The organism is Paraburkholderia sp. UCT70, assembly GCF_050434085.1.
GTDB classification, from domain to species: Bacteria; Pseudomonadota; Gammaproteobacteria; order Burkholderiales; family Burkholderiaceae; genus Paraburkholderia; species Paraburkholderia tuberum.
Window position 1 is genome coordinate 2,042,804 of record NZ_JBNPVZ010000004.1, and the last position, 23,132, is coordinate 2,065,935.

The 23,132-nt window shown below is 64.0% G+C and carries 23 protein-coding genes and 2 tRNA genes; 12 read left to right on the top strand and 13 right to left on the bottom strand.

Annotated elements, in window-relative coordinates; all coding sequences use genetic code 11:
- The first annotated feature begins 2 nt into the window (after positions 1-2).
- A complete protein-coding gene (locus OKW41_RS34960) occupies positions 3-992 on the top strand; it encodes a transporter substrate-binding domain-containing protein (RefSeq protein ID WP_429575437.1) in 990 nt (329 codons plus the stop codon).
- Positions 993-1,008: 16 nt separating this feature from the next.
- Here the strand turns inward: OKW41_RS34960 and OKW41_RS34965 are convergent, their stop codons facing one another.
- The 5 genes from OKW41_RS34965 to OKW41_RS34985 form a co-directional block, all read right to left on the bottom strand.
- Positions 1,009-1,458, bottom strand: a complete 450-nt coding sequence (locus OKW41_RS34965; protein WP_429575438.1) for an NUDIX hydrolase — start codon at positions 1,456-1,458, stop codon at positions 1,009-1,011.
- 46 nt (positions 1,459-1,504) lie between these two features.
- Positions 1,505-1,888, bottom strand: coding sequence for a hypothetical protein (locus tag OKW41_RS34970; protein WP_429575439.1), 384 nt, complete (start codon positions 1,886-1,888; stop codon positions 1,505-1,507).
- Between the two features lie 114 nt (positions 1,889-2,002).
- Entirely contained in the window at positions 2,003-3,568 is a 1,566-nt protein-coding gene (locus tag OKW41_RS34975) for a methyl-accepting chemotaxis protein (RefSeq protein WP_429575440.1), read from the bottom strand.
- Between the two features lie 189 nt (positions 3,569-3,757).
- Positions 3,758-3,834, bottom strand: a tRNA-Arg gene (locus tag OKW41_RS34980).
- A 119-nt stretch (positions 3,835-3,953) separates the two neighbouring features.
- Positions 3,954-4,784, bottom strand: coding sequence for an undecaprenyl-diphosphate phosphatase (locus tag OKW41_RS34985; RefSeq protein ID WP_429575441.1), 831 nt, complete (start codon positions 4,782-4,784; stop codon positions 3,954-3,956).
- A gap of 586 nt (positions 4,785-5,370) precedes the next feature.
- Between OKW41_RS34985 and OKW41_RS34990 the strand changes: the two genes are divergently transcribed.
- The 5 genes from OKW41_RS34990 (at position 5,371) to OKW41_RS35010 (ending at position 10,310) form a co-directional block, all read left to right on the top strand.
- Positions 5,371-6,279 (top strand): aldose epimerase, encoded by a 909-nt coding sequence (locus OKW41_RS34990; protein WP_429575442.1) that lies wholly within the window; start codon positions 5,371-5,373, stop codon positions 6,277-6,279.
- A gap of 152 nt (positions 6,280-6,431) precedes the next feature.
- On the top strand, positions 6,432-7,154 hold the full coding sequence (locus OKW41_RS34995) for a peptidoglycan DD-metalloendopeptidase family protein (protein WP_429575443.1): 723 nt from the start codon (positions 6,432-6,434) through the stop codon (positions 7,152-7,154).
- Positions 7,155-7,248: 94 nt separating this feature from the next.
- Positions 7,249-7,575, top strand: a complete 327-nt coding sequence (locus OKW41_RS35000) for a hypothetical protein (protein ID WP_429450956.1) — start codon at positions 7,249-7,251, stop codon at positions 7,573-7,575.
- A gap of 1,002 nt (positions 7,576-8,577) precedes the next feature.
- The gene (locus OKW41_RS35005) at positions 8,578-8,886 is read left to right on the top strand and encodes a DUF2288 domain-containing protein (protein WP_429575444.1); all 309 of its coding nucleotides are present in this window, start codon (positions 8,578-8,580) and stop codon (positions 8,884-8,886) included.
- A gap of 41 nt (positions 8,887-8,927) precedes the next feature.
- A complete protein-coding gene (locus OKW41_RS35010) occupies positions 8,928-10,310 on the top strand; it encodes an MATE family efflux transporter (protein WP_429576531.1) in 1,383 nt (460 codons plus the stop codon).
- A gap of 213 nt (positions 10,311-10,523) precedes the next feature.
- Here the strand turns inward: OKW41_RS35010 and OKW41_RS35015 are convergent, their stop codons facing one another.
- Positions 10,524-10,691: a hypothetical protein gene (locus OKW41_RS35015; protein WP_167368601.1), complete on the bottom strand. Its 168-nt coding sequence runs from the start codon at positions 10,689-10,691 to the stop codon at positions 10,524-10,526.
- Positions 10,692-10,869: 178 nt separating this feature from the next.
- On the opposite strand from OKW41_RS35015, the gene OKW41_RS35020 reads away from it, so the two are divergent.
- The 5 genes from OKW41_RS35020 to OKW41_RS35040 all read left to right on the top strand — a co-directional run bounded on the left by OKW41_RS35020 (position 10,870) and on the right by OKW41_RS35040 (position 13,410).
- Positions 10,870-11,046, top strand: coding sequence for a hypothetical protein (locus tag OKW41_RS35020; protein ID WP_018421224.1), 177 nt, complete (start codon positions 10,870-10,872; stop codon positions 11,044-11,046).
- A gap of 380 nt (positions 11,047-11,426) precedes the next feature.
- Positions 11,427-11,585 carry a DUF3309 family protein gene (locus tag OKW41_RS35025; protein ID WP_090801093.1) on the top strand — a complete coding sequence of 53 codons (159 nt, stop codon included), beginning with the start codon at positions 11,427-11,429 and terminating at the stop codon, positions 11,583-11,585.
- Positions 11,586-11,695: 110 nt separating this feature from the next.
- A tRNA-Pro gene (locus OKW41_RS35030) sits at positions 11,696-11,772 on the top strand.
- Positions 11,773-11,983: 211 nt separating this feature from the next.
- Entirely contained in the window at positions 11,984-12,442 is a 459-nt protein-coding gene (locus OKW41_RS35035; protein ID WP_018421227.1) for a SixA phosphatase family protein, read from the top strand.
- Positions 12,443-12,597: 155 nt separating this feature from the next.
- Positions 12,598-13,410: a GNAT family N-acetyltransferase gene (locus OKW41_RS35040; protein ID WP_184047719.1), complete on the top strand. Its 813-nt coding sequence runs from the start codon at positions 12,598-12,600 to the stop codon at positions 13,408-13,410.
- 93 nt (positions 13,411-13,503) lie between these two features.
- Here OKW41_RS35040 and ppx read toward each other — a convergent pair whose 3' ends face one another.
- Positions 13,504-15,156: an exopolyphosphatase gene (ppx, locus tag OKW41_RS35045; RefSeq protein WP_429575445.1), complete on the bottom strand. Its 1,653-nt coding sequence runs from the start codon at positions 15,154-15,156 to the stop codon at positions 13,504-13,506.
- A 204-nt stretch (positions 15,157-15,360) separates the two neighbouring features.
- Between ppx and ppk1 the strand changes: the two genes are divergently transcribed.
- Complete coding sequence (ppk1, locus tag OKW41_RS35050; protein WP_429454499.1) at positions 15,361-17,424, top strand: polyphosphate kinase 1; 2,064 nt, start codon at positions 15,361-15,363, stop codon at positions 17,422-17,424.
- 70 nt (positions 17,425-17,494) lie between these two features.
- Here the strand turns inward: ppk1 and phoR are convergent, their stop codons facing one another.
- The 6 genes from phoR to pstC all read right to left on the bottom strand — a co-directional run bounded on the left by phoR (position 17,495) and on the right by pstC (position 23,114).
- Positions 17,495-18,808, bottom strand: a complete 1,314-nt coding sequence (phoR, locus tag OKW41_RS35055) for a phosphate regulon sensor histidine kinase PhoR (protein WP_429293601.1) — start codon at positions 18,806-18,808, stop codon at positions 17,495-17,497.
- A gap of 85 nt (positions 18,809-18,893) precedes the next feature.
- Positions 18,894-19,595 (bottom strand): phosphate regulon transcriptional regulator PhoB, encoded by a 702-nt coding sequence (gene phoB, locus OKW41_RS35060; RefSeq protein WP_008922879.1) that lies wholly within the window; start codon positions 19,593-19,595, stop codon positions 18,894-18,896.
- Positions 19,596-19,621: 26 nt separating this feature from the next.
- A complete protein-coding gene (gene phoU / locus OKW41_RS35065) occupies positions 19,622-20,326 on the bottom strand; it encodes a phosphate signaling complex protein PhoU (RefSeq protein WP_018421232.1) in 705 nt (234 codons plus the stop codon).
- Positions 20,327-20,354: 28 nt separating this feature from the next.
- On the bottom strand, positions 20,355-21,203 hold the full coding sequence (gene pstB, locus OKW41_RS35070; protein WP_429450966.1) for a phosphate ABC transporter ATP-binding protein PstB: 849 nt from the start codon (positions 21,201-21,203) through the stop codon (positions 20,355-20,357).
- Positions 21,204-21,219: 16 nt separating this feature from the next.
- A complete protein-coding gene (gene pstA / locus OKW41_RS35075; protein WP_429575446.1) occupies positions 21,220-22,116 on the bottom strand; it encodes a phosphate ABC transporter permease PstA in 897 nt (298 codons plus the stop codon).
- The gene (gene pstC, locus OKW41_RS35080; RefSeq protein ID WP_429575447.1) at positions 22,113-23,114 is read right to left on the bottom strand and encodes a phosphate ABC transporter permease PstC; all 1,002 of its coding nucleotides are present in this window, start codon (positions 23,112-23,114) and stop codon (positions 22,113-22,115) included. The genes pstA and pstC overlap by 4 nt, the downstream gene beginning before the upstream one ends.
- Positions 23,115-23,132: the final 18 nt, after the last annotated feature.

Consider the following 23,132-nt stretch of genomic DNA (forward strand, 5'->3'; position numbering starts at 1 on the left):
CGATGAAGGTTGCAGACCGCCACGGGGAAGGGTCTGAAGGTAGGTATCGCGTCGCACGGAACGCGTGCGGCTCACGCTTCCCGCGTCTGCTACGCGGCATGCACAGCGTGCTGCTTACGCTGGCCGCCTGTGGCGCGCTCGCGTTCGCCGGCTCCGCCCGCGCGGATGAACTGACCGGCACGCTGAGAAAGATTCACGACGACGGCGTCGTCGTGCTCGGCGTGCGAGAGGCGTCGATCCCGTTCTCGTACTTCGACGGCAAGCGCACGGTCGGCTATTCGCAGGCGATCGCGATGCAGATCGTCGATGAAATCAGGAAAACGCTCGGCATGGCGCAGCTGCGGGTTCACGAAATCACGGTGACGTCGTCGAACCGCACGCCGATGCTGCTGAACAACCAGATCGATCTCGAATGCGGCTCGACCACGCACACGGTCGAGCGCGAGAACGTCGCCGCGTTTTCAGACAGCATTTTCCAGTACGCGGTGCGCATGATCACGCGCAGGAACAGCGGCATCACCGATTTCCCCGATCTGGCCGGCAAGCCGGTCGTGACGACCGCGGGCACGTCCGACGAGCGCCTGCTGCGCAGCCTCAACACCGACAAGCAGCTGAACATGCGCATCATGAGCGTGCGCGACCATCAGGACGCCTTCAACGCGATGAAGGACGGTCACGCGGTGGCGTTCGTGATGGACGAGCCGATCGTCTACGGTTTCAAGGCGACCGACCCGCATCCCGACGATTTCATCGTGACGGGCACGCCGCTTGGCTACGAGGTTTATGCGTGCATGTTCCGCAAGGGCGACGAGCCGTTCCGCGCGCTCGTGAATCGCGTGATCGTGCGCTCGCAGACGTCCGGCGACGCCGAGCGTCTGTATCGGCAGTGGTTCACGCAGCCGATTCCGCCGCATGGCATCAACGTCAATTTCCCGCTGTCCGAGCAGAACCGCGCGTTGTTCGCGCATCCGAACGACCACGCGCTCGATTGAAGGCGGCGTGCGCCGTCTATAGCGACCGGTGCAACTCCGTGAGCGACAGCGTCGTCTCGAAGAGCCGCGTCAGACTACGGCTCGCATAGCGCGGCACCTCTTCGATCGACGCCCAGCGGTAGTCGTCCATTTCGGGGATCAGCGTGCCGTCCGAGCGGCGCGGAAACAGCGACGTGCAGGTGCACGTGCTCAGATCGAGCTCGCCGACACCCGCGCGCGCCGCGAACAGATGCAGGTCCTTGTCGCGCCGGTAGACGAACAGGCCGAGATCCTTCAGCCGATCGGCCTCGAGCGCGATGCCGGTTTCCTCGACCATCTCGCGCAGCGCCGTCACCTGCGGCGCCTCGCCGTCCTCGCACTGGCCTTTCGGGATGTCCCAGTGCGTCGTTTCGGTGGCGTGCGCGAGCAGCACGCGTCCGTCGAGATCGAGCAGCACGATCCCGCACGAGACGATTCGCGGGCTCATCGCGCAGCCTCACTGCATGCACCTCTCGCGCCGCGCTCACGCATGCTCAACGCTTCTGCAGCTGCCAGGCGCCACCTTCCTTGCAGAAGTTCGGACGCAGGTTCATCGATTGCCCTTTCGCATTGAGTACGACCCCGAGGATGCGGCAGGTGCGTCCGCCTTCGGTCGAGGTGCTGTCCATCGAAATGGTCGCGTCGATCTTCACGCTATTGCCGGTGCCGTCGTTGACCCACGTGAAGCTCTCGCCGTCCTTCCTGTCATTGAGCGCGCTCATGACCGCATGCTTGATCGAGTCGTTGTCACGCTGTCTCATATAGGTGATCGGCGTGTCGCTCAGAAAGCCGAGGTTCGCAGCTTGCGCACCGATCGCCGCGCCGAGCAGGAGGCTCGCGGCACTGAGGTGGAACAGCACACGGGTTCGCGTCGACATGTAGGACTCTCCTCGAAGTGTGCACGGCGCGCACGGGCGCACGGCGGCTTTTGATCCTGACCTCAAAAGCATAGCATGCACACTTCGGCAGGCAGCGCGCCATCGCCGCGGCCATCAACGCGCGGCGGCCGTCCCCTGCAGGCGGAACGTGTTGACGACGTCGCGCAGCATCTGCGCCTGCTCCTGCATCGACTGCGCGGCGGCCGCCGCCTGTTCGACCATCGCCGCGTTCTGCTGCGTGGTCTCGTCCATCTGCGCGATCGCGAGATTGACCTGCTCGATGCCGCGGCTCTGCTCGTCGGACGCGGCGGAAATCTCGCTGATGATGTCGGTCACGCCCTTCACCGCATCGACGAGCGACTCCATCGTGCCGCCCGCCTTCTCGACGAGCGTCTTGCCGCTGCCGACGCGCGCGACCGAATCCTCGATCAACGTCTTGATCTCCTTGGCCGCGTCGGCGCTGCGGCGCGCGAGGTTGCGCACCTCGCCCGCGACGACCGCGAAGCCGCGGCCCTCCTCGCCGGCGCGCGCGGCTTCGACGGCCGCGTTCAGCGCGAGGATGTTGGTCTGAAACGCGATGCTTTCGATCACGCCGATGATATCGACCACCCGCGCCGAGCTCGCCGCGATGCTCTGCATGTTCGCGACGACGTGCTGCACGGCCTCGCCGCCCTCGCCCGCGAGCTGCGACGCCGAGCGCGCCATGCGGTTGGCCTGCAGCGCGTTGTCGGCGTTCTGCTTGACGGTCGCCGTCAGCTGCTCCATGCTCGCGGCCGTTTCGCCGAGCGACGACGCCTGCTGTTCCGTCCGCGCCGACAGATCAAGATTGCCCGCGGCGATCTCTTCGGCCGCGACCGTGATCGTTTCGGTGCCGCCGCGAATGCGCCGGATCGCGTCGGCGAGGCGGCTTTGCATGCGCTGCATCGCGAACAGCATGCTTTCCTGATCGTCGCCGGCCAGTGTGACCGGGCACGACAGATCGCCGTCGGCGATCGTCTCCGCGACGCTCGCCGCATAGGCGGGCTCGCCGCCGAGACTGCGCTTCACGTTGCGGATGATCAGCACGAGCGCGAGGGTGCTGAAGCTGCCGATCACGAGGATCGTCAGCAGATAGCGCAGCAGGTCGGCGCGGAACGCCGCGTCGATGTCGTTGACGTAGACACCCGAAATCAGAAACCAGTCCCACGCGGCAAAGCGCTTGACGAAGCTGATCTTCGGCACGCGCTCGTTGTTGCCGGCGAGGCGGCCCATGTAATCGACGAAGCCCTGCCCGTGCGCCTGCGCGACCTTGACCATTTCGACGAACAGCAGCTTGCCGTCGCTGTCCGCGTAGTGCGACACGTCCTTGTTGCGCAGATCGGCGAGCATCGGATGCATGATCACGACCGGCCTGGCAGTCGACACGATCATGTAGCCGCTGCCGGGGTAGCGGATCGCGGACAGCCGCGCCAGCGCCTGCTGCCGCGCCTGTTCGGGCGTCAGCTCGTGCTGGTCGGCGCGCTGCGCGTAGTCGGCGACGATGCCGTACGCGCTTTCCACGACGTTCTGGACCGCCGACTTGCGCTCGGCCAGCATCGTCGCGCGCGACTGCCATGCGGCCCAGCCGCCGAGGCCGAGCAGGCCGAGCCACGTAATCAGCAGCGCGAGCCAGAGTTTGGTGTTGAGGCTAAGTCGGTTCACGCTGATTCCTCCATCGCGGCGCGTCACACAGTTCTGTTGAATTAACGGCGCCGCGCGCGATTTCCTGAGTCGGGAAACACCCGAAGCGAGCCGTACGAACACGCGACAACCTGGCAGCCACCGGGCGCGCAACATTGCACAAAAACAAAAAGGGTTACAGGCGTGACGCCTGTAACCCTTCGATGATTCTGGTACGGCAGGAGGGACTCGAACCCCCCACCCTCGGCTTAGAAGGCCGATGCTCTATCCAGCTGAGCTACTGCCGTATGGATCGATATCTGCATGAAACCGGCACTCGCGGCGAGCCGCCCGATTTCCCACAAGCTGAAATTCTAACTGACCTGCAACCAACCGGGCGCGGATTATAACCGATCGCCCGGCGCGCTCAGACCGGCTGCGGATGCAGCATGAACCAGCCGAGGAACAGGATCCCCGCGATCGCGCAGTACGCGCCGAACGACGCGAGACGTCCGCGGCCTTCGAAATAGCGCATCAGGAAACGCACGCTCAGGTACGCTGCGATCGCGGTCAGCACGCCGCCGAGCACCGCGTCGGCAAGCTGGCTCGGCGCGTGAAGCAGCTTCGGCAGTTCGAGTACGCCAGCCGCGAAAATGATCGGCGTGCCGAGCAAGAACGAAAACTCGGCGGCTTTCTCGGTGGTGAGGCCGGCCGCATTGCCGGCGATCATCGTCAGGCCACTGCGCGAGAAGCCCGGAATCAGCGCGCCGATCTGCGCGAGACCGACGAAGAACGCCTGGCGGAACGTCAGCTTTTCCGGCGGTTGATGCGCGCGCGCGCGTTGCAGACGATCGCCGAGCCACAGGAGCACGCCATTCACGATCAGCGCAATCGCGACGATCCGCAGATCATGAAAAAGCGCCTCGAGGCGCTTTTCCAGCACGAGGCCGACGAGGCCCGCCGGAATCGTACCGATGATCAGCGCCCACATCATGTGACCGTCGTCGTTGCGGCGGCCGCCGAGCGACGCGAAGAAACCGCGCACCAGCGCGTACCAGCGCGCGCGGAAGTACCACAGCAGCGCGAACGCGGTGCCGAGATGCAGGGCGACGAGGAATGGCAGCAGTTGCGGTGCATGCTTGTCGATATGCATGTCGAACAGGGCTGGCACGAGCAGCGTGTGGCCAAGGCTGCTCACCGGAAACAGTTCGGTAACGCCTTGCAGCACGCTCAGAAAAATGAGAAACGACAGGTTCACGCGGCGGTCCTTGTAAGCAAAGTTGTCGGGAACTGCGCGCCGCACAAAAGGGGAGCCGGCGCGTCAAAGGCGCACCGATTATGCCTGGCTACACACCCAGCGCCAAGCGGTTAGGCGACATTCGGAGAGATATTGACGCGCCGCGTCACAACTCGACACCGTTGTTACGCGAGAGCAAGAAAGCGGGCGGCGGATTCGTCGCGCGCGTGCTGCGAAAGCAGGGAATGAAACCAGCGGATCAGCGCTTGAGAGAGTGGAAGAAGTAGTACGTGCTGGCGGTGAATATACCGAATAAGGCCACCGCCATTGCCATTGCGAGATCCATGATGCCTCCTGAGCCGATTCGCCCGGGAGTCGGATGGACCGGACGCTCAGACGGATTATCAATAGGATTCGCCCTTTCCCGACACCCGCAATTTCCCGGGAAGGGTTTCCCCGTAGCGCAAAGCAGCGCAAAATCGCGGTTTCGCCGCGCGAGACGCAGTCGCAGCGAATGGCGCAAAACGCCGCTTCGATGCAGATGCGACGGCCGACGCACGCGGCCGCTTTGCGCGACCCTCAACCTCTATCTGGCTAGCTATTGACCATGCCCCTCTCCCCGGAACAGGACATTCTCGAGATCGCCCAGGACGCCTCGGTGCTCCGTTTTTCGCCGCAAGCCGGCGGCCGTCTGCTGTCGTGGACGATCGACGGCGAAGAGGTGATTCACTGGCCCGAGCACGCCGACTGGAGCGTGCCCGCGCGGATTCGCGGCGGCAATCCGCTGCTGTTTCCATTTCTCGGCCGTCATCGCGTCGACGGCAAGATCGGCTATTGGCGGGACGCGCGGGGCACCGTGCGCGAGCTGCCGATGCACGGCTTCGCGCGCGACCTGCCGTTCGAGCCTCACGCCGACGTGCATGGCGCCGGCCTGCGGATGGTTCTGACCGACAGTGAAGCGACCCGCGGCTCCTATCCGTTCGGCTTCCGCTTCGAGGCCGCCTACGAGCTCATCGATCCGCGCACGCTCGACGTGACGCTGACCACCACCAATACCGGCGACGCGCGCCTGCCCTACTACGCCGGCCATCACTTCTACTTCACGCTGCCGCACACGCAGCGCGCGCAGACGACGATCGAACTGCCGCGCACCGAGCGGTGCCGTCAGCTCGAGGACGGCTCGATCAGCCCCGCCGAGCCGGGCGAAGCGAGCTACACGCTCGACGAAGACCGGATCTACGACCGCTTCCATTGCCTGACCGGCACGCCCGATCGACCGGTGAGGGTCGAGGCGCCGGGCATCGATCGCGTGATCACGATCGATCTGCAGCGGCCCGGCTCGGTGCCCTGGTACGCGGTGACGACGTGGACTGAAACGCCGCAGTCGGACTTTTACTGCGTGGAGCCGTGGCTCGGGTTGCCCGATGCGATCCACAACGGCCGAGGTTTGCGCTGGCTCGAGTCGGGACAAACCGAAACGGCGGCACTGCGCATTACCGTCGAGAAGACCAGCTGATACGCCGACGCCGCGGCGAGCCGCTCGAAGCGGCCGCCCGCCACTTCGCCCCCCTCGCCGGGGGGCGCAACACAAAACCGTTAGAATCGAACGCTTTGTCTGTCTGTGCCGCGTGATCGGGATCCGCGCGCGGCAGTGCTTTGCGAGGTCCAATGCTGGAAACGACAAGAATCAAACGACTCGGCTGCGCGGCATTGCTCGCGCTGCTCGCCGCGTGTGGGTCGGCGCCGGTGGGGCCGGGCTACTACCGGGTCGAACGGGGCGACACGCTGTCGAAAATCGCGCGCGGCAACCGGCAATCGGTGCAGAACATCGCGCGCTGGAACAATCTGACCAATCCCGACAGCATCGAGGTCGGCCAGGTGCTGCGCGTCGCGCCGCCAGGCGGCGCGGCGTCGACGAGCGGCGCGATCCGCAGCGGCGGTGGCGGTAGCAGCAGTGGCAGCGCGAGCGCGGCGGCCGCGCCGCGTCCTGCGCCCGCGGACACTGCGCCGGCGACCGCGCCCGCGCCGATCTCGCTGGTATGGCCGGCCGACGGCACGGTGTTCCGCAGTTTCGACGGCGGCAACTCGAAGGGTATCGATATTTCCGCGGCGGCCGGCACGCCCATCGTCGCGGCGGCGCCTGGCACCGTCGTCTATGCGGGCAACGGTCTGCGCGGCTACGGCAATCTGCTGATCCTCAAGCACAACGCCGACTATCTGACCGCTTACGCGCATAACCGCGCGCTGTTGGTGAAGGAGGGCGAATCGGTCAAGCGCGGCCAGAAAATCGCCGAAATGGGCGACACCGATACCGATCGCGTGATGCTGCATTTCGAACTGCGATACCAGGGCCGCTCGATCGATCCGTCGAAAGAACTGCCACCACGCTAGACGGCGGGCGCGGGAACCCGCCGTGCTATAAACGCTCAATTCGAAGCGGCGTGGGTGCGCGCCACGCCCTTCCGTTATTTGCAAGGAATCTGAAATGAAAAGCCCATTGGCGCGCGTCGCGACGGCTGCAACGATCAGTCTTGTCCTCCTGACGCTCGGCGGCCTCGGCGGCTGCTCGACCACGACCACGATGACCTATCTGCCGAGCGGCGACACCGGCTTCGCGATCAACTGCAGCGGCAGCGACGCCAGCACGAGCTGGGCCGAGTGCTACAAGCGCGCAGGCGAAACCTGTGGCAACTACGGGTACGACGTGGTTTCGAAAGACGTCGACAACGGCGCGACGTCGGGCGGCACGATTGGTGGGATTTTCGGCGCGAATGTGAAAAACCGTTCGATGGTCATCCGCTGTAAGCAGTAAAGGCAGCGCGCCGTGCGGCACGCGTGGCCGCCGAGCGGCAGAGCGTCACCGGTTAGCGGCGTCGCCAGCGCCCGGAGCGCGGATCGATGCGCGCGGCGAAGCGCACCAGCAACGCGAGCGCGATTAGCCACACGCCGACAAAAATGATCACCCCGGTCATGAGTCTCGCGCCGAAAAAATAATCCGCCATCATCGGTCGCATATGTGAATTGAATTCGCGGTAAAGATCGCTGCGGCGGCAGGTTAAACATCCGCGTAAATCCATTCAAAAAAAAGCCCGGCACGAGGCCGGGCTAACGGGGGTTCGGCGCATATCGGCAAAGGACCGGTTCACCATGCGCCAGAACGAAATCTAACAATCTGTATTTCCAAGCGCAATGCATTAATTTTGCGGCCAATGTTACACGGCGTACGGATTCCGCAATCGTGAATCGGAAATGTCGGAATCAGACCGGCTTAATGCGCCGCAGCTGGGATACTCCACACGCCAAATCATTCAAACCAGGAATGTCGGAGTATCGCACCGGCTAATGTTCCTGGGCTATCGGCGGAAAACCCCGCCAAACCGGCAGAGGAAAGACGTCTGGCCGAATAACACTAACTCATTCGGCAATAACGCCGCTTTGGCTTGCGAATATTAACTTGGTGCGGAAACGCACGTAACGCATCGATTAGTCGCGGCAACTCTTCCGAATAAGCGCCGATACGTCTTCACAACAAATTCGCGAATAGTGAAATCTTTAACATTGATAATTCCCCCGACAATAGTGAAACCGCATTCAAACTCGTTTCAGTTTTGAATATTCGGACGATTAATGGCCGGTGCTGATGGGCGGCACGCCTCGTGTGCCGCCGTCGTTGAATCCGCCGGCATCCAGGTTCAGAATCCGATTCAGTCCGCGCTGCATAAAAGGCCGTCCGGCGCGTTGCGCAAGGCCGCCACGCGGCCCGCCGGTCCTTGCCAATAGTTTATAGTGACGGCCCCGTCCGCCCCTGCCCACGATGATTTCCAACGACGCCTCCCAAAGCCCCCTTTATGCGAAGCTGCTCGGCGAAACCGCCAAGATCGGCTGGAGCGAACTCGAACGTTTCTTTGCGCGCGGCATACTGCTGCACGTCGCGCGCGACCTCGATCTCGTGAGCGTCGCCGAAGCAATCGCCAACGACGACACCACCCGGGTCGCCCAATGGTTGTCCTCCGGCCTCGTCGTGCGCGTGCAGTCGGAGACGGCCGCCGATTTCGCGGCGCGCGACCCCGAGCTGTGGGCGGTCGTCGTCTCGCCTTGGGTGTGCGTGCAGGAGCGCTCTTGAACGACGCGAGGACGCCCGATGCCGGTACGCCCGATGCCGGTATGCCCGATGCCGGTATGCCCCCCGCCGCGCCCTCCGAAACCGCCGCACACCCAGCCAGCGCGCCGACGCTGCCGGTGCGCTGGCATCGCCGGGTGCTCGCGCTCGCGTTCCCGATCGTCCTCGCGAATCTGACGCAACCGATCCTCGGCGCGGTCGACACCGCCGTCGCCGGTCATCTGGACAGTGCCTCTTACCTCGGCGGCGTCGCGCTCGGCGGGCTCTTCTTCAACTTCGTGTTCTGGGGCTTCGGCTTCCTGCGCATGGGCACGACCGGCCTCGTCGCGCAGGCGCACGGCGCGGGCCGCAGCGACGAGTTGCGCAACACCGTCGTGCGCGCACTGCTGATGGCGGCCGCGATCGGCGCGCTGGTGCTGCTCGTGCAGCAACCGCTGATCGACTATGCGCTGCGGGCGATCGGCGGCAGTGACGCCGTGCAGCGGCACGCGCAGATTTATTGCCACGCGCGCATCTGGGCCGCGCCGCTCGCGCTCGCCAACTACGTGATACTCGGCTGGCTGCTCGGCACGCAGCAGGTGCGGCTCGCGTTGCTGTCGCAGGTCTTCATCAACAGCGTGAACATCGCCGCGGTGCTGCTGTATGTGTACGCGTTTCATTGGGGCGTGGCCGGCATCGGCGCGGCTACCGCGACCGCCGACGCGCTCGGCTTCGCCCTCGGTCTCACGCTGCTATGGCACGGCAGGCCGCGCGGCCTGCCCGCGCTGACTCGCGCCGCCTTGTTCGACGCCGCCGCGCTGAAGCGGCTCGTCGTGCTCAATCGCGACATCTTCGTGCGCACGCTGTGCCTGCTGTCGTCGTTCGGCTGGTTCGCGCATCTCGGCGCGCGGCAAGGCGACGCCACGCTCGCCGCGAACGCATTGCTACTCAATTTCCAGACCTTCATGGCGTACGGGCTCGACGGCTTCGCGCACGCGGCCGAGGCGCTGGTCGGCGCGGCGATCGGTGCGCGCGATCGTCACACGTTCGCGCAGGCGGTCAAGGTCACCGCGCTGTGGTCGGCGCTCGGCGCGATCGGCTTCTCGTGCGTGTACTGGGGCGCGGGCGCGTGGATCATCGAGCGGCTGACCGATCAGGCCGCCGTGCGTGCCGCGGCCGAAACCTATCTGCCGTGGGCGGCGCTGTCGCCGGTCATTTCGGTGTGGGGCTTCCTGCTCGACGGCGTGTTCATCGGCGCGACGCGAACGCGCGAGCTGATGATGTCGATGGTGGTGTCGCTTGCGGTGTTCGTGGCGGCGTCGTCGGCATTGCTCGCGTGGCACGGCAATCACGGGCTGTGGATCGCGCTGCTGATCTTCATGGCCACGCGCGGCGCAACGCTCGCGCGTTACCTGCCGGGCGTGTCGCGGGGGATTGCGGCCGCCTAGCGCGGTGCGCTGGGCACCGTTGGCTATTCGGCGGACGACAGACCGTTACGGCTTGAAACAAGCGCATACATATCGCATAACGAGCGCGTCCTAGAATGCTCTCAGCCCGTGCTCTCCGCGCGAACAGTCGGCACGGGTCAGAAGTGCCGGCGTGCCCGCGCCGGTGCTTCGCTTTCCCCGCCCTTTCCCGATCGTTTTCACTTCAGCGAGCGCTCACTGTGCGACGGGCGCGGGCACCATCGCGGGCGGCCGATCGTCGGTGGGCACGCCGTGGTAGTCGGCGGGATCATGTGGTGGGCTGCCGCGATGCGCGGACGGATTGTCCGCACAGCCGGCGACGCCGGCACACAACAGCAAGGCAAGAGTCAGAACGCGGGTCATTTTGCAATCGTCTCCGGGACAAAGCGATGGCGGACGTCCGCCGGCGCGCCGAGAGTCTAACCGCAAAGCGCGTTCCGCGACGCCATCACACACCTTGTGCGTCGCCCGTTCCATTTCGTGAGATTTCGCCGGACCTGCGCTACTATGGCTTCATGGCTGAACCTACCGGGAGACTGCCATGGACGGTGAATCGATCGCGGGCCTGATCGGGCTCGCAATAGGCCTGATCGTGCTGGTGGCGTTGTCGATCTTCGAATCGCGGGCCTACCGGCGTGAACACGATGGCGAGGGCATGCTGCATCACTGGACGCATCAGCATCTACATATGCCGCATTGGAGGCGTCCAAGGCATTGATGCGGGTGATCTTCGACTCGGACCGAATGGCCTCTGGCCGCGGCACCGGCATGTCACGGTGCCTCAGTCGCGCGTCCGCTCGATGACGCGATGACCGGCGTTGCGGCGCCTGCGCGCATCGAGGTCCACTGGACGTGCGCAACGCCTTTCCGGTTCTTTGGCATACATACATCGAACGACGACGCTTCCTGCGTCGCTCTCTCCTTCTGCGCCTTCGTCCAAGGCCTCACTGCATCGAGCTTAACGGGTGATGGGCACATGCCTTGCTGGTTCCGATCCAGCAACAGACGCGCGCCGCATCAATTGTCGCGGCGCGCGTGCGCCAAACCAGCGTGAAGATGCGGCCAGCGATTTCGCGGCCCCCTCAAAAGGAGAACGCCATGACCGTCGGAACCATCCTGCTAATCGTGCTCATCCTGCTGCTGATCGGCGCGTTGCCAAGCTGGCCGTATAGCAGCGGCTGGGGCTATCGGCCGACTGGACTCGTCGGCGTCGTGCTGATCATCGTGATCGTTCTGCTGTTGATGGGGCGTATATAGCCCACCGCGAGGCCCGCGCGAGCCCGCTACGGTGAACGTCGTTGCCCGTGCGGTTGGGGCCGCCAAGGGATTGACGCTCCTGCCCGCACCCCCTATACTCCCGGATTCGTCGGAGCGTAGCGCAGCCTGGTAGCGCATCTGATTTGGGATCAGAGGGTCGTAGGTTCGAATCCTATCGCTCCGACCACGAAAAGCAGGTCGAAACCCGCGAAGCCTCCGGCTTCGCGGGTTTTTGCTTTTTTGGCTCGCGTTCACGTGGACGCCGACAGCCGACCCGTCAGGCACTCGCCTTGCAAATCATCACCTGCGCATGCGACAGTGCTTGGGCAGGTACCTCGCTGCGAAGACGCGCAAGCCCACCGCAACGCCATCCCAAGCCGCTCAAAAAGGAGACTCCCATGGACCTGATCCTCTGGCGTCACGCCGAAGCAGAAGATGTCGCCGCGAGCGATCTCTCCCGCGCGCTCACCACGCGCGGCCGCAAGCAGGCGCAGAACGCCGCGAAATGGCTGCGCGCCCGTTTGCCCGACGACGCGGTCATACTCGCGAGCCCCGCCGTGCGCACCATCCAGACCGCCGAGACGTTGAGCGACCAGTACCGCGTCGTGCGCGAACTCGCGCCGAACGCGAGCGCGAACGACGTCCTGGAAGCGGCCGGCTGGCCCGGCGGCATCGCGCAAACCGTGGTGATCGTCGGCCATCAACCGACGCTCGGCCACGTCGCCGCGCAACTGCTCGGCGACAGCCGCGCGAGCTGGCCACTGAAAAAAGCCGGCATCTGGTGGATCGAGAGCCGCGAGCGCAACGGCGAAGATGAGGCGGTGTTGCGCGCCGCCATCAGCCCCGATCTGATCTGAGCGCGCGTGTCGCGCGACGCCTCCGACATTACAGGCACCCACGCGAGGGCTTACGGGCAGTCATCCAATCGTCACGGCTTTGCCATGCGAGCGTCACCGCGCGTTACTACATTGGCGAAAAAAGAAATCCTCACTCTTTTCGACCAGGACAGCCAATGCGAGAACTGCCGACGCCCACCCTGCCCTTCGCCTCGCTTTTCGAACCGCGCCGTCTGCCGCGCGCCGAGGAAACGGTCACCGCGCAGCATCGCCTGCAAGTGTCGTGGGCGCGTACCGACGAAGAGCTGCGTGAAGCGCAGCGTCTACGCTATCGCGTCTTCGCCGACGAAATGGGCGCACGCCTCAGCGGCCCCGCGGGCCTCGACGTCGATACCTTCGATTCGTACTGCGACCATTTGCTGGTACGCGATCTCGACACGTTGAAAGTAGTCGGCACGTATCGCGCTCTGCCGCCGCATCAGGCCGCGCGCATCGGCCGTCTATATGCGGAAAGCGAGTTCGACGTGTCGCGTCTCACGCATCTGCGCGCGAAGATGGTCGAGGTCGGCCGCTCGTGCGTGCATCCCGACTATCGCAGCGGCTCGGTGATCATGTCGCTATGGGCTGGGCTCGCCGCGTACATGAAGCACAACGGCTACGAGACGATGCTCGGCTGCGCGAGCGTCGCGATGGCCGACGGCGGCCACTATGCGGCGAACCTGTATTGCTCGCTGCGCGACAACGCGCTGACCGCGCCCGAATATCGCGCGTTCCCGCATACGCCGCTGCCGGTCGACGAACTGCAGACGGGTGCCGCCGTCGCGCCGCCCCCGCTCGTGAAGGGCTACTTGCGTCTCGGCGCGAAGATTTGCGGCGCACCGGCGTGGGACCCCGACTTCAATACCGCGGATTTCCTGACGCTGTTCCGTCTGTCCGATATCAACGCGCGCTATGCGCGGCACTTCCTCGGCGATGCGTTGCCGCGATAAGCTGCGCCGAGATACGAAAAAGCCCTGCATGTGCAGGGCTTTTTTTGTTCATGCACACGCCGCGAATCGACGCGTGCGTCGATCCGCATCGCGTCAATCGTCCGTATAAACGACACGGTACGGAATCCCGACTTTCTCCCACTCCGCCGCCTCCTGGATCAGGCTGTAATCCGTCAACGGATTGTTGGCCACCCACTCGTTCGGCAAACGCACCTCGTAACCGCCGTTCGCCTGAGCAACCGTGATGCCCGGCAGGCCGACGTCCGCGCGTCGACGGCACAGCAACGCCGCGAGCCGCAGACAGAACAGCAACGGCCATTCGACGTCGCGCGTCTGCGACAGCTTGCCGAGCTTGCCCGCGTGGCCGAGCACGAGCGCGGCGAGGCGCGCCTGGTCGGTACGCGAAAAGCCCGGCATGTCGGCATTGCTTGCGATATAAGCCGAGTGTTTGTGATACGCGCTATGCGAGATCGACAACCCGATTTCGTGCAGCGACGCCGCCCAGCCGATGAACATGCGGTTTTCCGCGCGGCGTTCCTCGTCCGGTTCGACGAACTGGTCGTAGAAGCTCGTCGACAGATTGCCGATGCGCCCCGCCTGCGGGCGATCGACGCCATAGCGGCGCGTGAAGCCCTCGACCGTCACCGTACGCATGTCCTCGTGCTGCGAACGGCCGAGCAGGTCGTACATGACGCCGAGGCGCAGCGCGCCGTCGGTGGTGTCGACATAGTCGACGCCCAGTTCGTCGAACACCGCGATCATGATCGACAGGCCGCCCGCGAGCACCGGCACGCGGTCGCTCTTCAGCGCAATCAGTTTCAGCCGGTTGACGTTTTCGGCTTTGATCAGCGCGCGCTTGAGCCGCTCGAGGCCGCCGCGCGAAATGCCGTGGGTGACGCCCGCATCGTTGAAATTGTTCGCCTCCACCAGTTCGGCAAGCGCGCGCGCGGTGCCCGACGAGCCGATCGCCTGCTCCCAGCCGGTCTTCTTGTATTCGGCGGAAATGATCTGGATTTCGCGGCGCGCGGCGAGCTCGGCCTGGCGCATCGTGTACTCGTCGACGTTGCCGGCAGGGAAAAACGCGCGGCTATGGCTCACGCAGCCGATATACAAGCTCTCCATCATGATCGGCGTGTAGTGCGAGCCGATGATGAATTCCGTCGAGCCACCGCCGATATCGACGACGAGCCGCTTGCCCGCGCTCGCCGGCACCGAGTGCGCGGCGCCCGCATAAATCAGGCGCGCTTCCTCGCGCCCGGCGATCACTTCGATCGGAAAACCGAGCGCGGCCTGCGCTTCGCCGAGAAATTCGCCCGCATTCTTCGCGATGCGCAGCGTATTGGTCGCGACCGCGCGCACGTGGTCCGGATGAAAATCGCGCAACCGCTCGCCGAAGCGCTTCAGCGCATCCCAGCCACGCACCTGCGATGCGCGATCGAGCATCTTGTCGCTCGATAGCCCGGCCGCGAGCCGCACCGGCTCGCGCAAGGCGTCGACCTGATAGATCTGGCTGCCCGCGTCGGTTTCCTCGACCCGGCCCACGATGAGCCGGAAGCTGTTCGAACCGAGGTCGACGGCGGCGAGGAGATGAGGAATATTGACCATCGGGTAAGCGTACTCCATGCGCGCGAGCGCGGCGGCTGCGGTCGAGGGCGTGGCGGCGGACTCCGGCAGCGCCAGGCGCCTGCCCGGCGCCTTCGGCGCATGGTGCGCGTCGCGGCCAGCCGCACTGTTCAAAGACGCCATTCTAAGCGTAGCAGCCTTCACGGTGTCACCTCGCGGCGCAGGGAGTTCGGTATCGTCGCATAGGTAGCGCGTCATATTGACGACAGACGACGATTGCGGCATAAAATCTAAAAAACATCGCCGACGTCATCAGGACGTCATCAAACCGTGAGAATTTCCGAGCGTCTTTCTGTCTCCATTTCAGACATTCCAATCTCGCCGCCGATGTCCATCCGCTATCCCTTATTGAATCGCGAGCTGGGCATTCTGGGTTTCAACGAGCGTGTGTTGGCGCAAGCCGCCGATCCCGCCGTCCCCTTGCTCGAACGTCTCCGCTTTATCTGCATCACCAGTAGCAACCTCGACGAATTCTTCGAAGTCCGCATGGCCGGGCTTCAGGAACAGATGCGCGACAACCCCGGCGCACTGTCGCCGGACGGCATGTCGCTGCAGCACGTGTACGACCTCGTGGTCGAACGCGCGCAGAAGCTCGTGCATCGCCAGTACACGATGCTGCACGATACGGTGCTCAGCGCGCTCGAGCAGGAAGGCATCTATTTCCACGGCACCGAAGCATGGAGCGACGCGCAGACCGACTGGGCGCGCAACTACTTCTTCGACGAACTGCTGCCGGTGTTGACGCCGATCGGTCTCGATCCCGCGCATCCATTTCCACGTGTGCTGAACAAGAGCCTGAACTTCGTCGTCGAGCTCGAAGGCAAGGATGCGTTCGGCCGCCAGGCGATGATGGGCATCGTGCAGGCGCCGCGCGCGCTGCCGCGCCTCGTGCGCATGCCGCAGGATTTGTCGGGTTATCCGCATGGCTTCGTGCTGCTGAGCTCGCTGCTGCAACGCTTCGTCGGCGAGCTGTTTCCGAATCTCTTCGTGCGCAGCTGCAATCAGTTTCGCATCACGCGCAACAGCGAGCTGTTCGTCGACGAAGACGAAATCACCAATCTGCGCGTCGCGTTGCAGGGCGAACTGCCGGCGCGGCATCTGGGCAATGCGGTGCGGCTCGAAGTGTCGGCGGAAACGCCCACGCATGTGGTGCGGCGCCTGCTCGACGAAAGCGGTCTGTCGAACAAGGACTGCTACTACGTGAACGGCCCCGTCAATCTGGTGCGGCTGATGCAGCTGCCCGAGATGGTCGACCGGCCCGATCTGAAGTTCGTGCCACATATTCCGTCGACGCCGACGCAGATCGCCAACAGTACGAGCATGTTCGACGTGATCGACCAGGGCGACGTGCTGATGCATCATCCGTACGAGAGCTTCCAGCCGGTGCTCGAGCTGCTGTTGCAGGCGGCCAAGGACCCGAACGTGGTCGCGATCAAGCAGACCATCTATCGGACCGGCACCGACTCGCCGCTGATGGATGCGCTGATGCAGGCCGCGCGCAACGGCAAGGAAGTCACGGTGGTCGTCGAGCTGCTCGCGCGCTTCGACGAGGAAACCAACATCAACTGGGCCTCGCAGCTCGAAGCGGTCGGCGCGCACGTGGTCTACGGCGTAGTCGGCCATAAGTGCCACGCGAAGATGATGCTGATCGTGCGACGCGTGTTGGCGGGCGGCAAGGCGAGCCTGAAGCGCTACGTGCACCTCGGCACGGGCAACTATCACCCGCGCACCGCGCGCCTCTATACCGATTTCGGTCTGATGACCGCCGATCAGAAGATCTGCGAAGACGTGCACCATGTGTTCCAGCAGCTCACCGGCATCGGCGGCGAGCTGAAGCTGCACGAGCTGTGGCAGTCGCCGTTCACGCTGCATCCGAAGCTCGTCGACGCGATCCGCAAGGAAGCGGAGCATGCGCGCGCGGGCAAGAAGGCGCGCATCGTCGCGAAGATGAACGCGCTGCTCGAGCCGACGGTGATCGCCGAGCTGTACGAAGCATCGCAGGCCGGCGTGAAGATCGATCTGATCGTGCGAGGCGTGTGCTCGCTGCAGCCGGGCGTGCAAGGGCTCTCCGAGAACATCACGGTGCGCTCGATCGTCGGGCGCTTTCTCGAACACCATCGCATCTACTACTTCTACGACGGCGGCAAGGAACAGGTCTATCTGTCGAGCGCCGACTGGATGGATCGCAATCTGTTCCGGCGCGTCGAAGTCGCATTCCCGCTCAACAACCGGCGGCTGAAGCGGCGCGTGATCGCGGAAGGGCTGTCGGCGTTTCTCGGCGACAACCAGTCGGCCTGGTTGATGCAAAGCGACGGTCACTATCGCCGGCGCCGGCCGGGCAAGGCGTCGCGCAATGCTCAGATGAGTCTGCTCGGCAAGTTCTGTTCGTAGTGCGCGCATAAAAAAACCGCCTTTTTCAGGCGGTTTTTTTATGCGTCGACCAGTCGTATGACTGCCGCGTTCAAACCTGTGCGGTTTGACAGCGCGCCGTCCGATACACCGGAAAGCGCACCGTGAACGTGCTGCCGCGCCCTTCTTCGCTCTTCACGTCGAGTTGCGCATCGTGCCGTTGCAGTACGTGCTTGACGATCGCGAGACCGAGCCCGGTGCCGCCCGTGTCGCGCGAACGGCTGCGATCGACGCGATAGAAGCGCTCGGTGAGCCGTGGGATATCGGCGGCCGGAATGCCGAGGCCGCTATCGGTGACCGAGAACACCGCATGGCCACCCTGCGCACGCCAGTTAACCTTGATCGAGCCGCCGTCCGGCGTGTAGCGGATCGCGTTCGTCACCAGATTGCCGAATGCGCTGAAAATCTCGGTTTCGACGCCGGTGACGGTCAGCGCTTCGTCGGCATCGAAGACGATCTTGTGATGATCGCTGGACAGGCTCTGCGCGTCGTCATGCAGATGCCGCAACACCGCGCGCATGTCGATCATCTGATCGCTCGGCGGCTTGTTGTCGCCTTCGAGCGTCGCGAGCACGAGCAGATCGCTGACGATATGACGCATGCGCGACGCCTGCTGCTCCATCAGCTCGAGATAACGCGCGCGCTCGGCTTCGCCCAACGGCAGCTCGCGCATCGTCTCGAGAAAGCCGGACAACACGGTGAGCGGCGTTTTCAATTCGTGCGACACGTTGGCGACGAAGTCACGCCGCATCGCATCGGTGCGCTCGAGCTCGGTGATGTCCTGCGACAGCACGAGCTTGCGATTGTCGCCGTAAGGAAACACCTGCACCGACAGCACGTTCTGGCGCTTGTCGCCCATGCCGCGCATGATCAGCATTTCCTCGTACCGATGCGAATTCAGATAGCGCACGAAATCCGGATGACGCACCAGATGCGTGATGTGCTGACGCAGATCGCGCTTCGCATCGAGCCCAAAGTGGCTTTCGGAAATCGCGTTGCACCACTCGATCTGATCATGATCGTCGAGCATCGCGACACCGTTAGGCGACGCCTGGATCGCCTGGATGAAACGCGAGTGCTGCTGCTCGACCTGGCGCACCTGGGCATGCCAGCGCTTCGCGAGCTTGTGCAGACGGTAGTAGATTTCGCCCCAGATGCCGGGGGCGCTCGGCACTTCGCCGTACACCGGCGCGTCGAGCAGACGCCACAGACGCTGCTTGTGGAAGGTACTGAAGACGCTCTGTGCGAGCAGCAGGACGATGGCGAGAGCGAGCCCTGCCTTGACGTTCAGCAGTGCGCCGACCACCGCGCACAGAACAGCAAGCAGCACGACCGACACGATGGAGCGCGCCCAGATGATGTTCATGGTCTAGCGATCGAAGAGAAAATACAGCGCAGGAGGGAGGTACGGCGGCACTGCGCCATGCGATGCAGCGCGCCGCCGACGGCTATCAGGCGCTCTTCGCCAGCCGGTAACCGCTGCCGCGTACCGTTTCAATCATAGCATCGCACCCGGCCGGCTTGAGTGCCGCGCGCAGACGCTTGATATGCACGTCGACGGTCCGCTCTTCGACGAACACGTGATCGCCCCACACCTGATCGAGCAGTTGCGTGCGGCTGTGCACGCGCTCCGGATGAGTCATGAAGAAGTGCAGCAGACGGAATTCGGTCGGGCCGAGATCGAGCTTGATCTCGCTGCCTTCCGCATGCGCGGCGACGCGGTGCGTGGCCGGATCGAGCTTCAGACCGTTGATTGCGACCACGTCTTCGGTCAGCTGCGGCGCGCGGCGGCGCAGCACCGCCTTGATGCGCGCCATCAGTTCCTTCGGCGAGAACGGCTTCGTCACGTAGTCGTCGGCGCCGATCTCGAGGCCGAGCACCTTGTCCTGCTCGTCGCCTCGCGCGGTCAGCATGATGATCGGGATATGCTTCGTACGCTCGTTGTTGCGCAGATCGCGCGCGAACGAAATACCCGATTTACCCGGCAACATCCAGTCGAGCAGCACGAGATCGGGCAGCACGTCGCTGATCAGGTTGTGCGCTTGCTCCGCGTTGTACGCGCGAATCGGGCAGTGCCCGGCGTGTTGAAGATTGACCGAAATCAGTTCGGAAATGGCGGGCTCATCTTCAATGACGAGAATGCTGCTGGGCATCGGCACCTCTGTTCCTTATCTCTGGATTAGCTGAGCGCTTCGCGTTCGAGCGCGTCGCGCGACTGGTGCCGCACGTCGGTACCCTTGACGATGTAGATGATGAATTCCGCGATGTTCTTCGCGTGGTCGCCGATCCGCTCGATTGCCTTGGCGATGAACAGGAAGTCGAGGCCCACCGAGATCGAACGCGGATCTTCGGTCATATACGAAATCAGCTTGCGCACGAACGCGCGGAATTCCTCGTCGATCGCCTTGTCGTCGCGCACGATCTGCGCGGCGGCGACCGTGTCCAGACGCGCGAACGCGTCCAGCGCACGGCGCAAGATCGACACGGCCATTTCGCCCGACAGCTTGATCTCGGCGATGTTGATGGTGCGCGATGCGCCGTCTTCCATCAGACGCTTGGTGCGCTTCGCGATCTTTTCGGCTTCGTCGCCGGCGCGCTCGAGGTTCGTGATGGTCTTCGAGATCGCGATCAGCAGGCGCAGATCGCGCGCGGCCGGCTGACGGCGCGCGATGATGTTGCTGCACTCCTCGTCGATATCGACTTCCATCTTGTTCAGACGGTCTTCGGCGGCGATCACCTGCTCCGCGATGTTGAGGTCGAATTCGTTGAGCGCCTGCATCGCGTTGACGATCTGCGATTCGACGAGGCCGCCCATTTCTAGCACCTTCGACGAAACGAGGTTGAGGTCTGCGTCGAACTGGCTGGACAGATGTTTATCGGACATGTCGTACTCCGTTGTATTGCCCGGCGGATCAGCCGAAGCGGCCGGTGATGTAGTCCTCGGTTTCCTTGCGGACCGGCTTGATGAAGATCTTTTCGGTGTCGCCGAATTCGATCAGTTCACCGAGATACATATAGGCAGTGTAGTCCGAACAGCGGGCCGCCTGTTGCATGTTGTGCGTGACGATCACCACCGTGTAGTCGCTCTTGAGTTCAGCAATCAGCTCTTCGATGCGACCCGTCGAGATCGGGTCGAGCGCCGAGCAGGGCTCGTCGAGCAGCAGCACTTCGGGGCGAATTGCAATACCGCGCGCGATGCACAGACGCTGCTGCTGGCCGCCCGACAAACCGTAGCCGCTCTGGCCGAGCTTGTCCTTCACTTCGTTCCACAGCGCCGCCTTGGTCAGCGCCCATTCGACGCGGTCGTCCATTTCCGAGCGCGACAGCTTCTCGAACATCTTCACGCCGAACGCGATGTTGTCGTAGATCGACATCGGGAACGGCGTCGGCTTCTGGAACACCATGCCGATGCGCGCGCGCAGCAGCGAAATGTCCTGGCGCAAGGTCAGCAGGTTTTCGCCGTCCATCACGATCTCGCCTTCCGCGCGCTGCTCCGGGTAGAGCGCGTACATCTTGTTGAAGGTACGCAGCAGCGTGGACTTGCCGCAGCCCGACGGGCCGATGAACGCGGTCACCTTGCCTTCGGGAATCTGCAGATTGATGTTCTTCAGCGCGTGATACTTGCCGTAGAAGAAGTTGAGGTCCTTGACCTCGATCTTCGGACGCGACGGCGTTTGCGCGTGAGCGCTGTGTTCGGGGTCGGAGCCCGCGGGCGCGGCTGCGTGCCCGATCGGATTGAGTTGGGTTTCTGCCATGTTCATCGGGTTCACTCCGCCCTTACTTGTTCGAGAAGATCGTGCGCGCGAGGACGTTCAGTCCCAGCACCGCGAGCGTGATCAGGAAGACGCCGGCCCACGCGAGAGATTGCCACTGCGCGAACGGGCTCATCGCAAACTTGTAGATCGTGACCGGCAGGTTCGCGACCGGCTGGCCCATATCGACCGAGAAGAACTGGTTCGACAACGCGGTGAAGAGGAGCGGCGCGGTTTCGCCGGCAATCCGCGCGACACCGAGCAGCACACCGGTGACGATGCCCGCGATCGACGCCTTCAGCGTGATCGACAGCACCATCTTCCACTTCGGCGTGCCGAGCGCGAACGCGGCTTCACGCATCGCGCTCGGCACGAGTTTCAGCATGTTTTCGGTCGTGCGGATCACGATCGGAATCTGCAGCAGCGCCAGCGAGAGCACGCCGGCCCAGCCGCTGAAGTGGCCCATCTTCGCGACGACGAGCGCGTAGACGAACAGACCAATCACGATCGACGGCGCCGACAACAGGATGTCGTTGATGAAGCGCGTGAGGTTCGCGAGCCAGCCCTTCTGGCCGTATTCGGCGAGATAGACGCCCGCCATGATGCCGATCGGCGTGCCGACGAACGTTGCGAGCCCCACCAGCATCACGCTGCCGACGATCGCGTTGGCGAGACCGCCGCCATCGGTGTTCGGCGGCGGCGTCGACTGCGTGAACAGCTCGACCGACAGACCGCCGATACCAAGACGCAGCGTCGTATAGAGAATCCACACGAGCCACAGCAGGCCGAACGCCATCGCCGCGAGCGACAGCGTCAGCGCAAGCGCGTTGGTCATGCGACGGCGTCCTTGCAGACGCACGCGCATCCTTTCGAGCGTCGCGGCGTCCTTCAGACCCGGCATGTTCAGGGACGGCCCGCTCATTTCGCGCCCTCCCCTTTCTCGAGACGCAGCAGCATGATTTTCGAAATCGCCAGCACGATGAATGTAATCACGAACAGGATCAGGCCGAGTTCCATCAGGGCCGACGTATGCAGGCCCGGGTCCGCTTCCGCGAACTCATTGGCGAGCGCCGAGGTGATGCTGTTGCCCGGCGAAAACAGCGAAATATTGTCGAGCAGATTGGTGTTGCCGATCACGAACGTGACCGCCATCGTCTCACCCAGCGCGCGGCCGAGACCGAGCATGACGCCGCCTATCACACCGCTCTTCGTGAACGGCAGCACGATCTTCCACATCACTTCCCACGTCGTGCAGCCGATACCGTACGCCGATTCCTTCAGCAGGACCGGCGTGACTTCGAACACGTCGCGCATCACCGCTGCGATGTACGGGATGATCATGATCGCAAGGATCACGCCCGCGCACAGAATGCCGATGCCGATCGGCGGACCGGCGAACAGCGCGCCGACGATCGGAATGCTGCCGAGCACCGCGCCTAGCGGCTTCTGGAACCACACCGCGAAGATCGGCGCGAACACGAGCAGACCCCACATGCCGTACACGATCGACGGAATCGCGGCAAGCAGCTCGATCGCGATGCCGAGCGGCCGGCGCAGCCACGCGGGCGACAGTTCGGTCAGAAACAGCGCGATACCAAAGCTGACGGGCACCGCGATGAGCAGAGCGATGATCGACGTCGCGAGAGTGCCGTAGATCGGCACGAGCGCGCCAAATTGCTTGCTGGGTGGATCCCACACCGCCGTCCACAGGAACGCGAGACCGAACTCGCGAATCGACGGCATCGAGGCGATGATCAGCGACACGATGATGCCGCCGAGCAGCAGCAGCGTGACGATGGCGGAAAGGCGTGCGAGGCCGCCGAAAATCACATCGCCCAAGCGGCCAGGCGCCTTTTGCTGCGACGCGCGGCCAGGCGGAGTGGCCCGGCTCGTGCCGGACGCTAAATGAATATCGGACATGAGAGCCTGAGGGACCTG

What these genes read in the sequence shown, in the direction of transcription:
- OKW41_RS35005 (WP_429575444.1), top strand. Translation starts at nt 8,578, where the DNA reads ATGATTTCCAACGACGCCTCCCAAAGCCCCCTTTATGCGAAGCTGCTC.
- phoB (WP_008922879.1), bottom strand. Translation starts at nt 19,595, where the DNA reads ATGCCCAGCAGCATTCTCGTCATTGAAGATGAGCCCGCCATTTCCGAA.
- OKW41_RS34970 (WP_429575439.1), bottom strand. Translation starts at nt 1,888, where the DNA reads ATGTCGACGCGAACCCGTGTGCTGTTCCACCTCAGTGCCGCGAGCCTC.
- pstB (WP_429450966.1), bottom strand. Translation starts at nt 21,203, where the DNA reads ATGAACATGGCAGAAACCCAACTCAATCCGATCGGGCACGCAGCCGCG.
- phoU (WP_018421232.1), bottom strand. Translation starts at nt 20,326, where the DNA reads ATGTCCGATAAACATCTGTCCAGCCAGTTCGACGCAGACCTCAACCTC.
- OKW41_RS35000 (WP_429450956.1), top strand. Translation starts at nt 7,249, where the DNA reads ATGAAAAGCCCATTGGCGCGCGTCGCGACGGCTGCAACGATCAGTCTT.
- OKW41_RS35025 (WP_090801093.1), top strand. Translation starts at nt 11,427, where the DNA reads ATGACCGTCGGAACCATCCTGCTAATCGTGCTCATCCTGCTGCTGATC.
- OKW41_RS35035 (WP_018421227.1), top strand. Translation starts at nt 11,984, where the DNA reads ATGGACCTGATCCTCTGGCGTCACGCCGAAGCAGAAGATGTCGCCGCG.
- ppk1 (WP_429454499.1), top strand. Translation starts at nt 15,361, where the DNA reads ATGTCCATCCGCTATCCCTTATTGAATCGCGAGCTGGGCATTCTGGGT.
- OKW41_RS34995 (WP_429575443.1), top strand. Translation starts at nt 6,432, where the DNA reads ATGCTGGAAACGACAAGAATCAAACGACTCGGCTGCGCGGCATTGCTC.
- pstA (WP_429575446.1), bottom strand. Translation starts at nt 22,116, where the DNA reads ATGAGCGGGCCGTCCCTGAACATGCCGGGTCTGAAGGACGCCGCGACG.
- ppx (WP_429575445.1), bottom strand. Translation starts at nt 15,156, where the DNA reads ATGGCGTCTTTGAACAGTGCGGCTGGCCGCGACGCGCACCATGCGCCG.
- OKW41_RS34990 (WP_429575442.1), top strand. Translation starts at nt 5,371, where the DNA reads ATGCCCCTCTCCCCGGAACAGGACATTCTCGAGATCGCCCAGGACGCC.
- OKW41_RS35040 (WP_184047719.1), top strand. Translation starts at nt 12,598, where the DNA reads ATGCGAGAACTGCCGACGCCCACCCTGCCCTTCGCCTCGCTTTTCGAA.
- OKW41_RS35015 (WP_167368601.1), bottom strand. Translation starts at nt 10,691, where the DNA reads ATGACCCGCGTTCTGACTCTTGCCTTGCTGTTGTGTGCCGGCGTCGCC.
- OKW41_RS35020 (WP_018421224.1), top strand. Translation starts at nt 10,870, where the DNA reads ATGGACGGTGAATCGATCGCGGGCCTGATCGGGCTCGCAATAGGCCTG.
- OKW41_RS35010 (WP_429576531.1), top strand. Translation starts at nt 8,928, where the DNA reads ATGCCCGATGCCGGTATGCCCCCCGCCGCGCCCTCCGAAACCGCCGCA.
- phoR (WP_429293601.1), bottom strand. Translation starts at nt 18,808, where the DNA reads ATGAACATCATCTGGGCGCGCTCCATCGTGTCGGTCGTGCTGCTTGCT.
- OKW41_RS34960 (WP_429575437.1), top strand. Translation starts at nt 3, where the DNA reads ATGAAGGTTGCAGACCGCCACGGGGAAGGGTCTGAAGGTAGGTATCGC.
- OKW41_RS34965 (WP_429575438.1), bottom strand. Translation starts at nt 1,458, where the DNA reads ATGAGCCCGCGAATCGTCTCGTGCGGGATCGTGCTGCTCGATCTCGAC.
- pstC (WP_429575447.1), bottom strand. Translation starts at nt 23,114, where the DNA reads ATGTCCGATATTCATTTAGCGTCCGGCACGAGCCGGGCCACTCCGCCT.